This is a genomic window from Aureitalea sp. L0-47, assembly GCF_026126405.1.
Lineage (GTDB): Bacteria > Bacteroidota > Bacteroidia > Flavobacteriales > Flavobacteriaceae > Pukyongia.
The window spans coordinates 51445-65500 of sequence record NZ_JAFMTQ010000011.1 but is presented as its reverse complement, the minus strand read 5'-3'; the positions used below and the strand labels follow the sequence as shown (position 1 = coordinate 65500).

The 14056-nt window shown below is 44.0% G+C and carries 9 protein-coding genes; 2 read left to right on the top strand and 7 right to left on the bottom strand.

Features of this window, described 5'->3' with window-relative positions; all coding sequences use genetic code 11:
• Nucleotides 1-68 precede the first annotated feature (68 nt).
• The 6 genes from J1N09_RS11230 to J1N09_RS11205 all read right to left on the bottom strand — a co-directional run bounded on the left by J1N09_RS11230 (nt 69) and on the right by J1N09_RS11205 (nt 10173).
• On the bottom strand, nt 69-2891 hold the full coding sequence (locus tag J1N09_RS11230; RefSeq protein WP_265200303.1) for a metalloprotease: 2823 nt from the start codon (nt 2889-2891) through the stop codon (nt 69-71).
• Nucleotides 2892-3043: 152 nt separating this feature from the next.
• Nucleotides 3044-3733: a TIGR00730 family Rossman fold protein gene (locus tag J1N09_RS11225; RefSeq protein WP_265200302.1), complete on the bottom strand. Its 690-nt coding sequence runs from the start codon at nt 3731-3733 to the stop codon at nt 3044-3046.
• Between the two features lie 16 nt (nt 3734-3749).
• Entirely contained in the window at nt 3750-6581 is a 2832-nt protein-coding gene (uvrA, locus tag J1N09_RS11220; RefSeq protein ID WP_265200301.1) for an excinuclease ABC subunit UvrA, read from the bottom strand.
• Nucleotides 6582-6654: 73 nt separating this feature from the next.
• On the bottom strand, nt 6655-7668 hold the full coding sequence (locus J1N09_RS11215) for a hypothetical protein (RefSeq protein ID WP_265200300.1): 1014 nt from the start codon (nt 7666-7668) through the stop codon (nt 6655-6657).
• 223 nt (nt 7669-7891) lie between these two features.
• Nucleotides 7892-9592 carry a gamma-glutamyltransferase gene (gene ggt, locus J1N09_RS11210; protein ID WP_265200298.1) on the bottom strand — a complete coding sequence of 567 codons (1701 nt, stop codon included), beginning with the start codon at nt 9590-9592 and terminating at the stop codon, nt 7892-7894.
• The gene (locus J1N09_RS11205) at nt 9589-10173 is read right to left on the bottom strand and encodes an ACP phosphodiesterase (protein WP_265200297.1); all 585 of its coding nucleotides are present in this window, start codon (nt 10171-10173) and stop codon (nt 9589-9591) included. Before J1N09_RS11205 ends, ggt begins: the two co-directional genes overlap by 4 nt.
• 71 nt (nt 10174-10244) lie before the next feature.
• Here J1N09_RS11205 and glmM point away from each other — a divergent pair, with 71 nt between their 5' ends.
• Both glmM and J1N09_RS11195 read left to right on the top strand, forming a co-directional pair.
• Nucleotides 10245-11633, top strand: coding sequence for a phosphoglucosamine mutase (glmM, locus tag J1N09_RS11200; protein WP_265200296.1), 1389 nt, complete (start codon nt 10245-10247; stop codon nt 11631-11633).
• Between the two features lie 31 nt (nt 11634-11664).
• Nucleotides 11665-13155, top strand: a complete 1491-nt coding sequence (locus tag J1N09_RS11195) for an aminotransferase class V-fold PLP-dependent enzyme (RefSeq protein ID WP_265200295.1) — start codon at nt 11665-11667, stop codon at nt 13153-13155.
• Here J1N09_RS11195 and J1N09_RS11190 read toward each other — a convergent pair.
• Nucleotides 13152-14021 (bottom strand): lysophospholipid acyltransferase family protein, encoded by an 870-nt coding sequence (locus J1N09_RS11190; protein ID WP_265200294.1) that lies wholly within the window; start codon nt 14019-14021, stop codon nt 13152-13154. The two genes, J1N09_RS11195 and J1N09_RS11190, sit on opposite strands and share 4 nt — an antisense overlap.
• Nucleotides 14022-14056: the final 35 nt, after the last annotated feature.

The window sequence follows — 14056 nt, the reverse complement described above, 5'->3', positions numbered from 1 at the left end:
CTAGGCCTAAAGTTAGACAGAGTAGAATTATTATGCGCCAGTCGTTTAAGAAGCTCATTCAGAATAAATTAATACCATTCACGTGTAAAGAGACTGAGAAGGGTTTTCGGACTTAAAGTTACAATAAACCTGATTCGTTGGTCGTAATTCCCCAGGCCGGGTTCCCATCCAAGATTGGAATAAAGAGGAAAGAAAAGCTCGAAGTAATCGGCGACCAAACTTAATCGAACCCCTGTGTCAAAAACAGGCTCCGTACCACCACCAATTCCGCGGTTGTGCACTAGACCAACATCTCCATACGCATAGATCCATTTCCAGATATTTGTGCTTGCATTGGCTGTCACGATCCAGCTATTGGCAAACGCAGGTTCTAATTTCGACTTAAAACCTCCTTCCGCGATGATGATCTGCTGACTAAATAGTCCTGTATCCTCACTTCTTCCGTAGTAATTGTAATCGAAAAGATAATCCGTAGGGCGATCCAAAGCGAAACTATAAAAATTATCGTCCTTCGGAGAGTTGTTGTACAGGAAGGTACCTGCGTAAAACCTTAAATTTAGCTGACGGTTGTTTTTGAAGAGCTTGCGATACTCGAACGAGGCGGCAAGTTTCGAAAAATCCTTTGAGATCTGATAATCGATTACACTTCTGAAGTAATGAATGAGGTTCGGATTGGAGAATACGTATTGGAGGTTCAGTACGCTGTAATTCGGTTCCTGGTCGGGATCGTTGGGGTTGAAATCCCTAGAAACATTAATATTCCTTAGGTTGATATATTGCTTTTCATTTTTTCGAAGATCCTTTTGCCTGAAAGCAAGCGTCATGTATGGAGTAAAACGACGGTAGAATAAGCCGGTGTCATAAGAGAAATAACTCCCACTTAATCCGAAACGCATTGCGTAGAGTTTACCGTTGTATAGTTGGGTGTAGCTTATCGATCCGTTCCCTACCAGCGTATTCGATCCAAAACCATATTGTGGCTCTACCTTGTAATGTATACCTTTTGGTAGTACTGTCTTATTGTACAATTTCGGTCCCACAGTAAGGCCGTCGTATAAATTGTACTCGAAAACTGGCATAAAGAACAGCTGGTTGTATTTAGGATCCTCCACGTCCTGGAACAGCCGGAATTGAATTGGTCGGTTGATTAGTCCCTTTAGGTTCTTCGTATTATTTCTCCGGTTGTACTCCGGTATATTAGCCTCTTTATTCAATTCAAGCTTTCGAACATCGGCTGCCGGAACGCGAACAACCACGGTGTCTTTAATAGGAGGTAGCCACTTTTTGAATATTGTTTTATCCTTGTTCACACCGTAGAGCGACACAGGCATGTTGTTTTCACGTCGATTTCTTACCGTAACATCCAGTGAATCACCTCGCTTTTCAACCTTTGTTATTTTAAAATCAATAGTTGTTCGCTTATTCACGTAGCTGTCGAAGAACCAATCTACCGGAAGATCCGTTTGTTTTTTCAGTTCCTCCCTGAAATTATCTGAAGTGGATTTTTGATGAACAGTGTTTTTGTAAAATTCCGATATCGCTTTTTGCAGCGGTTCTTTCCCCAGGTAATCCGATAAGTAATGAAGCCCGTCTCCACCATAATATGCGTTTGCGATATTCTTGTTGAATTTGGTAAGAGAGTCCTTTGGTGTGTTGAGTGGCTGATGTAAATTATTTCTGGCCATGTTCAGGTAGAGCAGCGGGTACTGGTCGTTGAATTCCAGGTCGGATGCATGCGACCAGTTAATGATCCAAAAATTACTCAAGGTCCCAATGAGTTTCATATTGGGATAGTAAGTATCCACATACTCCATCATCAGGTAGATCTGAAGTGCTCCATACAGCCAGTAATCCTTCCTGGGGTGCAACACAATAGTATTCTCGAGGTAATTGGCGGTGGCCGTTTTCAGCAACTCCATATCGTATTCGAAACCATCCGGAAAAGGACTGATGAAATCCGGCAGTTGGTTTAAGCCGTAGACAGGATTGTTCCTGTATTCCACTTCACTAACCACCAGTTTTGGAAATGGGTAGGGACCCAATTTCTCGTCGAGAAAATGTGTGATACGGTCCACGGTAAGTGCCCGCATGGCGGGACTCACCTTCCTGTCCTTCATGTCGGTGACCACCTCCAGTTTGTCCGTGACTATGGTTTCGTAATTAAGCCTTTTCTCGAGGAATAGTTCCGCTCGCATCCTCTTACTCCCCTGTAAATAAGAGATCCTTTTGCTACCGGTAATACCTTCGGTAAGGACATTCATGTCCGTAGTGAGTTTGAAGGCTGAAGGTGTCGTTACCTTGATCCTGAAATCGGAAGGAGCCAGGTAGAGGTCTTCCGTGTTTTTATTGCTGTACACCTGCCATTCACCGTTGAATTCGGCAGGGGAGAGGAACCAATAACGTAAATTGAAATTACCTTCGCGCGTTTTTCCGTAGCGTGTGAACTTATCGTAGGGAAGTGTTACCGAATAGAGAAATTTGATAGTATATGATTCTCCCGGAGCGATGTGACGGTCCAGGGTAACCTTCAGAATATCGATCTCGGAGCCCCGATCCCATTCGAGGGTTTCGTTGCTCGAATTTGTAATACTGAATATTTCCGTTTTACCGCGTTCTTCTTCTTTTTCGAAATGAAAGGAATCGTTGAAGTTTTCACCGAATCGAACCGCGAGGGGGGTTGATTTTGAGGCGAAACTATTGGCCCAGTCAAAGAAGTAGATTTCAGAAAGAATTTGATCTGAAGTATTTACATACACTACTTCCTGGGAATTATTAAGCTTTTTTTCGCCTGGGATCAACTCAGTCTCAATGGATATCGCATGCTGAGCTTCAGCAGAAACAATTCCGAAGCAAACCATAACAATAATATGTACGAGTGACCTTAGCTTCACGAAGCTATACCAGTTTTATATGAAACAATGAGAGGAGGGAAAACCCCACTTTATAACAATCTTTTTTTCAATAACCACAAATTCAATGCCCCATTTGCTTACAAGTATACGCAAACAGAAGGGAAACAGTATCATCATGGAAGGTTGGAAAATTAGAAGTTCGGACTGAGATTGTACTTGTTGTAGAATTCGTTCAGTATGTTCAGCACCTCATCTTCCGTATCAACTATGTGCACCAGGTCCAGATCTTCAGGGCTGATATTGCCGTTTTCCAGCAGAACGGTTTGCCGGATCCAATCCATTAGGCCTGTCCAGAATTCAGTCCCTACAAGGATCAGGGGGAAACGTTCGATCTTATGGGTTTGAATAAGCGTAAAGGCCTCGAAGAACTCATCCAGGGTTCCAAAACCACCGGGCATTACCACGAATCCCTGTGAATATTTCACAAACATCACTTTCCGAACAAAGAAATAGTCGAAATCAATACTCTTATCACTGTCGATATATGGGTTATCGTGCTGCTCGAAAGGTAGGTCGATATTTAGTCCCGCCGAAGTTCCACCCGCAAGGTGCGCCCCACGGTTACCGGCTTCCATGATACCCGGGCCTCCACCTGTAATGATCCCGTACCCGTGTTCGGTGATCTTCTTGGCGATGCTTTCGGCCAACTTGTAGTATTTGTGATCGGGTTTGGTTCTCGCAGATCCAAATATGGATACACAGGGTCCTATTCTACTCAGTTTTTCATACCCGTTTACGAATTCACCCATGATCTTGAAGATCGCCCAGGAATCATTCGTTTTAACTTCATTCCAATTCTTATGTTTACTTTCACTTCTCATGACTGCAAATATGCATCTAATTTAGTTCTTTTTTAAGGAAATGCGCCGTGTGGCCTTTTTTGTCTTTTACGATCTTTTCCGGGCTTCCAACGGCCATAATGGCACCACCTTTTTTTCCTCCTTCGGGACCTATATCGATGATATGATCCACCGTTTTTATAACGTCCAGGTTGTGCTCAATTATGAGTACGGTATTTCCCTTGTTTACCAGTTTGTTCAGCACCAGCAACAACACACGAATATCTTCAAAATGGAGACCTGTAGTTGGCTCGTCGAGGATATAGAAGGTGTTTCCGGTATCTCTCTTGGAAAGTTCGGCAGCCAATTTGATACGCTGGGCTTCTCCTCCCGAAAGCGTGGTAGACTGTTGCCCAAGGGTAATATAGCCCAGGCCTACATCTTTGATGGTCTTTAGTTTTCTGTATATCTTCGGAATATGCTCGAAGAAGTCACAAGCTACCTCAATAGTCATTTCCAGTACGTCGTAGATCGAATGGCCCTTATATCGGATTTCCAACGTCTCCCTGTTGAAGCGTTTTCCCTGGCAGGTTTCACATTCAACGTACACATCGGGAAGGAAATTCATCTCGATCACCTTTAGTCCGCCTCCTTTACAGGTCTCGCATCGTCCACCGGCCACATTAAAACTGAAACGACCTGGCTTGTAACCTCGAATTTGTGCTTCGGGTAATTTAGCAAATAAGGATCGTATCTCGGAAAACACCCCGGTATAGGTAGCCGGATTGGATCGCGGTGTACGACCAATCGGAGACTGGTTGATGTCGATCACCTTGTCGATGTGCTTCAAGCCACTGATCTTCTTGAACGGTAAGGGTTTCTTAACCCCATTAAAGAAATGTGCGTTGAGGATTGGATACAGCGTTTCGTTTATCAAAGTGGATTTTCCCGAGCCAGAGACTCCTGTTACGCCTATCATGGTGCCTAGTGGCAGACTTATGGACACATCTTTTAAGTTATTACCTGTGGCTCCATCGAGCTTTAGTTTTTTCCCGTTTCCTTTTCTTCTTTCCTTTGGAATTTGAATCGCCTTGCTACCATTGAGATATGCAGATGTAAGGGTATCGTGTTTTTGAATTTCCTCTGGTGTGCCTTCCGAAACAATTTCTCCTCCGTGCAGTCCTGCTGCCGGTCCGATATCGATCACATAATCGGCATGCTCGATCATGTCTTTGTCGTGTTCCACCACGATCACAGAATTCCCAATTTCTTTGAGGGAGATCAGTGATTGAATAAGTTTGTGATTGTCCCTCTGGTGAAGCCCTATGCTGGGTTCGTCCAGGATATAAAGCACTCCTACAAGCTGCGATCCTATCTGTGTTGCGAGACGGATTCGCTGCGCCTCCCCTCCTGAAAGCGACTTAGAGCTTCTGTCTAAGGCAAGGTATGTAAGACCCACATCCACAAGGAATTGTAATCTGTTACGAACTTCTTTTATTATTTCTGAAGCGATCTTTAATTGTGTTTCGCTGAGGTGATCTTCGAGGTCCTCGAACCATTCCGCTAGCTCTACCACATCCATGTGCGCCAGCTCCGCAATGTTCTTGCCATTCACTTTGAAGTAAAGCGACTCTTTCCGAAGTCGGCTGCCTTCACAATCCGGACAAGGGATCTTGTCCATATATTCTTTTGCCCATCGTCGCAGCGATTTGGATTCGTTGGCTTCGAAGGTATTCTGAAGAAAGGTAGCCACACCTTCGAAATCGATCTTGTAGCTGCGTGTGATGCCCAGTGTTTTGGATGCTACTTCAAATTTCTCGTTTCCTCCGTTAAAGATCATGTCCTTAGCATCTTTGGGGATGGAATCGAAGGGATCACTAAGTTTAAAATCGAAGCGCTCCGCTATGAGTTGCAGTTGTTTAAACACCCAATTGCTTTTCTGAGGTCCATGAGGTGCCAGGGCGCCTTGTTTGATGGACAGGCTTGGGTCCGGAACGATCTTGTCCATGTTCACTTTGTGCAGTTCTCCAAGGCCTTTACAGGTGGGACACATCCCTTTTGGGGAATTGAACGAGAAGTTGTTAGGTTCCGGGTTAGGGTAGGAGATACCGGAGGTTGGGCACATCAGCGATCTACTGAAGTAACGCACTTCCTCCGTTTCATTGTCCAATACCATCAGTACATCGTCGCCATGGTACATGGCCGTTAGTATGGTTTCTGTGAGTCGTTTGTCCTTGTCACTTGCTTCAGTGATCTTGAGTCGGTCGATCACGATCTCGATATCATGTGTTTTGTAACGGTCGATACGCATTCCTTTCACGATATCCAGTACTTCGCCGTCTACCCGTACTTTCAGGAATCCCTGCTTGGCGATCTGTTCGAACAATTCGCGATAGTGTCCTTTCCTTGAGCGGACAACGGGCGCTAAGACACTTACTTTCTTTCCATCAAATTCCTTGATGATAAGCTGTTTGATCTGTTCATCGCTATAACTCACCATTTTCTCGCCGGTGTTAAAGCTGTATGCGTCGCTGGCACGTGCAAAAAAGAGACGCAGGAAATCGTAGATCTCGGTGATGGTACCTACTGTGGATCGCGGACTACGACTGGTAGTTTTTTGTTCTATTGCGATAACAGGGGAGAGGCCGTCAATTTTATCTACATCCGGGCGCTCCAGGTTACCGAGGAACTGGCGAGCGTAGGCGGAAAAGGTTTCAATATAACGTCGTTGCCCTTCGGCATAGATGGTATCGAAGGCCAGGGACGATTTACCGCTGCCGGAAAGACCGGTGATAACCACCAGGTTATCGCGTGGAATTCGAACATCGATGTCCTTCAAATTATGGACTCTGGCGCCTAAAACTTCAATAAAATCGTCCGTTTTTACCATAATTTGCAAAAGTACTTAAATAGAACGGAAATCAGAAGAATCAAGGGAATCAATAAATAGTTAAAATCAGGAATTAACTATTCGTATCCCTAAAAATAAACTGGTAGAAAGTGGTAGCGATAAAGAAAATGGTGCTGATAACGAGGGCGTAGCTTCCAATAAGAGCGATCACCGGCAGTTCGAAGAGTAGTACGAGGATTGGTAATAGGAGTCCGAATAAGACCAATAGCAGAAAGATAATGTAGAGATAGCGCATCATACCAGGGACATTTCTGCTCGATTTATCCTGGAACTGGAAGAGTTTAGGGATTACCTCTTTGGTCATGTATTCACCCAGTTTAGAGAAGAACACTTCGTTGAAGGAAGAATCTTCAAAGTACTCGCTATCGATAGAATTTGCAAGGGTCATCACCTTTTCCTGGTGACGTTCGAATACAGCATTGTAGTCTAAAGCTTCTTTGAAAACGCCGTATTTATATCCGAAGTAATACCACAATCCGGAACCGCATTTGTGCTCCAGCCATTTCTGAACCATACCCTGTTCGTATACCTTTGGGTAGGCAATGTTCTCGGGGATCTTCTTGTCTTTGGGACTCGTCATTAGCAGAGACTTCATCTCAAGGTATAGATTTTCAGTATCCTGGTAGTTATGATTTTCCTGCAGGAATTCGATAGCCAGTTTCGACTTCCCTTTGTAAAATTCCTTTACCTCGAAGAAATTAAGTCCTTCAAACTCATCGTCTATGTATTCCCTAAGTCCGGGAAGCCACATTTTGGATCGGTAAAGTATGTCGATGATGTTTCTGAAATAGTGCATCTGTTCTGTCACCTGGGCCAGTTTGTCGATAACCAGCTCTTTGGTGGACTTCAGTGACACCGAAGACCAGGCCAAATACACCATGAGAATTGCTGAAAGGAAACCGCTAATACTAATAAAGATCGTTGAGAAATCGGTGAGCGTTTGTACAAATGCAGGGGTCGCTATCACCTTCTGTTGTAACAGGAAAATTAAGGCAATACAAAGCAGGCCGCTAAAAATAAGAGGAATAACCGCATACAAATCCCGAAAGAAAGATCGCTTTCTCATACATAAGAATCGCAATGGGGCGGTATAGCGGGGGCAGAACGCTATAATTTAGTGGGGTGAAACGCAGTAAATACGCGCCACTCCGTGAAGTTTGCGATGTTAATTAGTAACGTTAATAACTATATCAAAAATAGCTAATTAATCGGCAAGATGTAGTAATTTACCTACAATTCGATAAGATGCTCGTATAATCGATTAACGGAAAGATTTTTCTTACAAATCATTAATAGCCAATGGCCTTATCATCCCCTCGTGGATCTGCTCCTCCCTCCATAGAACCATCGGGGAGTATCAGGATTGCGTCAATTTTTCCAATGATAGGGTCAACGTCTGTGTTTTCCGGGTATCCCAGTGCCTCCAATTGCTGAATTAACTCTTTCGGAAACCTACCTTTCTCATATCGGATGGCATCCGGTAACCATTGATGATGAAAGCGCGGCACGTTCACTGCCTGCTGCATGTGCATATCGTACTCGTATACATTCAGAATGGCCTGTAGTACAGAAGTAATGATGGTCGCACCCCCGGGGGTTCCAACAACCATCCAAAGTTCCCCGTCCTTTTCCACGATGGTAGGGGTCATAGAGCTAAGCATTCGTTTCTGGGGTTCAATGGCGTTTGCTTCTCCACCCGTAAGCCCGTAGATATTAGGTTCCCCGGGTTTAGCGCTAAAATCGTCCATTTCGTTGTTCAGAAAAAAACCGAGTTCCTTTACGTACAATTTTGAACCGAAAGCTGAATTTAAGGTGGTGGTAAGCGAAGCTGCATTCCCAAATTGATCTACGATCGAGAAATGCGTGGTTTCATCACTTTCGTAGGTATGGATGATAGCTGTTTTTATTTTTTCTGAAGGGGTAGCGGCATCGAAAGAAAAATCTTCCATTCGCTGGGTCAGATGCCCTTCAGAAAGTAAAGAATCTATGGGTATTTCAACGAAATCCGGATCACCCAGGTAGTAGCTTCGGTCCGCGTAAGCCCTGCGTTCTGCTTCGGTGATCACCTGGATAGCTTTCACTGAATTGTGTCCGAATTCTTTTAGTGGAAACCGTTCGAGCATTTTCAGACTTTGTCCCAGACAAACGCCACCACTTGAAGGAGGGGGCATCGAAATCACATCCAGGTCTTTATACTTGAAAACGAGGGGCTCCCGCCATTTGGTTTCGTAAATGGCCATGTCTTCCATGGTTACTATCCCACCTTTTTTCTGAATATAATCTACTAATATCTCGGCTGTTTTTCCCTTGTAGAATTCATAAATCCCGTGTTCCGAAATTCTGCTCAGTGTATTTCCCAGTGCCGGATTGGTTAGAATATCACCTTCTTTAATATCACCCGTAAACAGGAAGGGTTCTCCAGTAACTGCTTCAAATTCTTCTTTGTACTTTTCAAAGCGTTCTGCCTGTTTTTTCGTAACCACGAAGCCATTATTGGCAAGGTCGATAACAGGTTGAAGTATTTCCTCCATAGGCAAGATACCCAGCTTGTCCTGAATGGCAAATAGTCCTGAAATAGTCCCTGGAACGCCCACCGCAAGGCCTCCTTTCTTACTGAGATCCTTCAGAAAAACACCGTTCTCGTCCAGATACATATCACGTGTTGCTGCTAATGGCGCTTTCTCCCTGAAATCAAAACTTCCCAGTTCACCGTACTGAGTTCTATACACCATGAATCCGCCACCTCCCAGGTTTCCTGCGTACGGATAGCTCACAGCAAGGGCAAGTTGGACAGCCACCGAAGCGTCGTACGCATTACCTCCTTTTTGCATGATCTCAATACCGATACGTGAAGCCTCTTCCCGTGCCGATACTACCATCGCATTTTCAACAACCAAACCCTGAACCGGCAACTCCTGCCGTGGTTTTTCGGTTTCGGTTTTACAGCTTATCAGGGTGAGTATAAAGAGTAAGAGCAGTAACCGCTTCATAGTTCTTTCAGTTTGTTTTGGGAATAGGCGATAAGATCTGCAAAAAAGTTAGTGAATTCTTCTTCAAATTCATCGTAATATTCTTCGAGTTCCACTACGGCGAAGTTCATTCTTGACTTATTTTGGGTGCGGACATTCATTTGCGAAAGAATCTTACTAATTCCTTTGATGCTAGCATAGCTCACAAGCCAATTGTCGGCGATCATATATGGCATCATACGCTTTACCCGAATAGGCAACAATTCAAAATTGTCCCGCAAAAGGCAGTAGAAGTCATCCACAAAATCGGTCAAGGGCTGCTCGTGGTAGAAATTCCAGTTCTTTGCCAGGAAATGATCGTAAAGAATGTCCACAATGACACCGCTGTAGTGGCGATAGTTTTCACGAAGTCGCCTGGCGCTTTGACGAACCAACGGATGGGCATCCGTATAGCTATCGATAGCTCTGTGTAGCAGAATACCCTTCTGAATATCGGGTGGATATTTCAGGTACTTCTTGCCTTTTATGCTATCGGCCATGAAGTTGCCTAATATGATCCCTTCATCATCTCCCGAAAGGTATATATGGGCCAGGAAATTCATTCCGACAATTTACAAAAACCTAAGACGATTATACGGTATAAAAAGTATCTTTGTGACAAATTTTCAAAAGGATGACCCTAATCAAATCCATATCGGGAATACGAGGAACCATAGGCGGTAAGCAAGGAGAAAACCTTACACCGATCGATGCCGTAGCCTTTGCGGCGGCCTACGGAACCTATATAAAGAAACAACGAAATAAAGAGAATTACCGGGTGGTAGTGGGACGTGATGCCCGTATCTCAGGGGCGATGATCCAGGAACTGGTTATGAACACTCTTGTTGGTCTTGGAATTCATGTTATTGACCTTGGTTTATCGACTACACCAACGGTTGAGGTAGCTGTACCACTGGAACATGCGGATGGCGGGATAATTCTAACTGCCAGTCATAATCCGAAACAGTGGAACGCACTTAAATTGCTCGATATGAACGGCGAATTCCTCAATGCTGAAGCGGGTCAAGAGATCCTTGACCTGGCATCTTCAGGAGAGGTTGTTTTTGCTGAAGTTGATGATTTAGGAAGAATCACAAAGAATGAAGCCTATATCGATATTCATATCGACGAAATAATTGCATTACCTCTAGTAAACACCGAAGCTATTAAAAAAGCGAATTTTCGGGTGGTTGTTGACGGAGTGAATTCAACAGGAGGAATCGCTGTTCCATTATTACTGGAGCGACTAGGGGTGCATCCGGTTAAGTTGTATTGTGAACCAACAGGTCATTTTCCTCACAACCCGGAACCGCTAAAAGAACACCTCGGAGATCTTATGGAGAAGGTGCTAGACGAGAACGCCGACTTCGGCATTGTAGTGGATCCAGATGTAGATCGACTGGCATTTATCGATGAAAAAGGCGAGATGTTCGGTGAGGAATATACACTAGTTGCAGTTGCGGACTATGTCCTTAGCAGGACTCCCGGCAATACAGTTTCAAATATGTCTTCATCTCGTGCTTTAAGAGATATTACAAATAAACACGGAGGCACCTACACAGCTAGTGCGGTTGGAGAAGTAAATGTAGTTCGAATGATGAAGGACACCAATGCTGTGATTGGAGGTGAAGGCAATGGAGGGGTGATCTATCCCGATCTGCATTACGGCCGTGACAGCCTTGTAGGGATCGCTTTGTTCCTTAGTCACCTGGCAGAATTAAATTGCACGGTAAGTGAACTTCGGAAGACATATCCGGCTTATTTCAGTAGTAAGAAGAAGATTCAATTGACTCCGGAACTGGATGTTGATGCGATTTTGTCTGAAATGGAATCACGATACGCTTCCGAAGAGATCAATACTATAGATGGGGTGAAGATCGACTTCCCTGAATACTGGGTGCATCTCCGTAAATCCAATACCGAACCTATTATCAGGATCTACTGTGAGGCCCAGTCACAGGAGATCGCCGATACCATAGCCGATACCTTTATAGCCGAAATACAGGAAGTGGCGAATCGATAAGATTTGTTACATTTATAGCAATCAGACCGAAATGCTTAAAGAAAAGGAAATAATATCTTCAGAACTGGAGGCGTACTTTGCACCCTTCCGAAGTAATATCCTGGGATTAGATCAAACTTTTGAATCACCTTACGGCACAAAGAAGATTGTATATACCGACTGGACCGCCAGCGGCAGGTTGTACAAGCCTATTGAAGATAAGTTGTTGTATACCTTCGGGCCTTATGTAGCCAATACCCATACTGAAACTGCAGTTACCGGTACTACGATGACACATGCCTACCACCATGCAAGGGATATAATAAAAAAGCATGTGAATGCAGGGGAGGATGATATTCTTATTACAACCGGGACGGGCATGACCGGGGCCGTAAATAAATTTCAACGAATCCTGGGCCTCAAGATACCAGAGCAGGTTAAGGATCAACTTACCATTAAAGAAGAAGACCGTCCGGTGGTGTTCGTGTCCCACATGGAGCATCATAGTAATCAGACCTCATGGCTGGAGACCATCGCTACGGTTGAAGTGATTCCGTGTAACGAGACTGGCTTGTTTTGCATGGAAAACCTGGAAGTGCTGCTTGAGAAATACAAATCAAGGGAAATAAAGATCGCTTCCGTCACCAGCTGTTCCAATGTGACGGGAATAAAAACGCCTTATCACCAGGTAGCGAAAATGATGCATGAACACAACGGTTTGTGCTTTGTGGATTTTGCCTGTTCGGCACCCTATATCGATATCGACATGCATCCTGAAGATCCAAAGGAATCGCTTGATGCCATATTCTTGTCTCCGCATAAATTTCTAGGCGGGCCGGGTTCCAGCGGAGTATTGATCTTCAACAAGAAACTTTACAACAACCTGGTTCCTGATTGTCCCGGAGGAGGTACGGTAGACTGGACCACGCCCTGGGGAACGCACAAATACATAGAGAATATTGAAGAACGGGAAGATGGAGGTACTCCCGGATTTTTACAAGTAATAAAAACGTCTTTAGCAATTCGTTTAAAGGAAAAAATGGGCGTTGAGAATATCCTTAAGCGCGAAGAGGAGCTTTTGGATTATGTGTTTACCAGATTATCGGAAGCTTCTAATATTACCATACTTGCCGGGGAGCACCGAGAACGATTAGGGGTGATCTCAATCCTTATTGGTGAGATGCATCACGATCTGATCGTTAAAATGTTGAACGACCGCTACGGTATTCAAACCAGGGGAGGGTGCAGCTGTGCCGGAACCTACGGTCATTATTTGCTGGGTATCGATCATGACGAATCAGACAAGATCATCTACACTATGACGCAAGGCAACTTGCTAATGAAGCCGGGCTGGGTGCGGTTTTCTATACACCCTACAACTTCAAACGAGGAGATCAAGTACGTTTGTGATAGCTTGATCGAATTAGCTAAAAATTGTGTGGAATGGGCGAAGGACTACGAATTTCACGAAGGAAGGTTTACACATAAGGATGAAGCAAAAAAGCCTTATTCTCCCTTAAGCACCGATTGGTTCGACCTCTAATTTCGAAGTTTCCATCGTTTGTGAGACCATAGATAATTTTCCGGAGCGGAATGTATCTGTTTTTCGATCTCATCCAGGAACGCACGCGTGATGGTATAATCAGGATATTTGGTTGGATCTTCAGCTAAGAGTACAAAAGATGCTTCGTAAAATCCTCTTTTCACCTTCACTACTTTTAGGTAAACCGAAGCAAAGTCCAGTTTTTTAGCAATTTCTTCGGAACCGGTAAAAACAGGAACATCGATACCCATAAAGGTATCCCTGTGTTTGAATGCACCGGGTTTCGGAGTCTGATCGGCCAGGACTAAAGTTAAGGTTAGAACGTTTTCTTTGGACAAGCGATACAGTTTTCCGTAGATCTTTCGATTGGAAACGATCTCGGCATCAAAGCGTCCGCGAATCTTTCGGATGAGCCTGTCTGCTGCTTTGTTCTGTAATCTCTTGTATACCCCAAGTCCTTTGTACTGTATCTGGTTTTTCAAAATACCACTCCATTCCCAGCTGGAATAATGTCCGCAGAGCAATAATACGCTTCTGTTTTTTGCATATAAATCTTCAATAAGATCCAGGTTAATATACTTGAAGCGTTTCCTAGCTTCTTTTTCAGAAATAGTGAGATACTTTATGGTTTCGAAGATAATATCGCATAAATGTGTGTAGAACTTCCTTGCGATCTTCTTTCGTTCTTGTTCTGATTTCTCCGGGAATACCAGTTGCAGGTTGTCCAGCACCACCTTTTTTCGATAACCTACAATGCGATAGACAATAAAAGCCAGAATATCCGATTTTATATACAACAGTCGCATTGGTAGCAGCGATGTGAACCAAAGAATTGGGTATACTAACAGATAAACCAGTTGATGCATAGGTATATTTAGCGCAAAACTAACTAAATTTATTG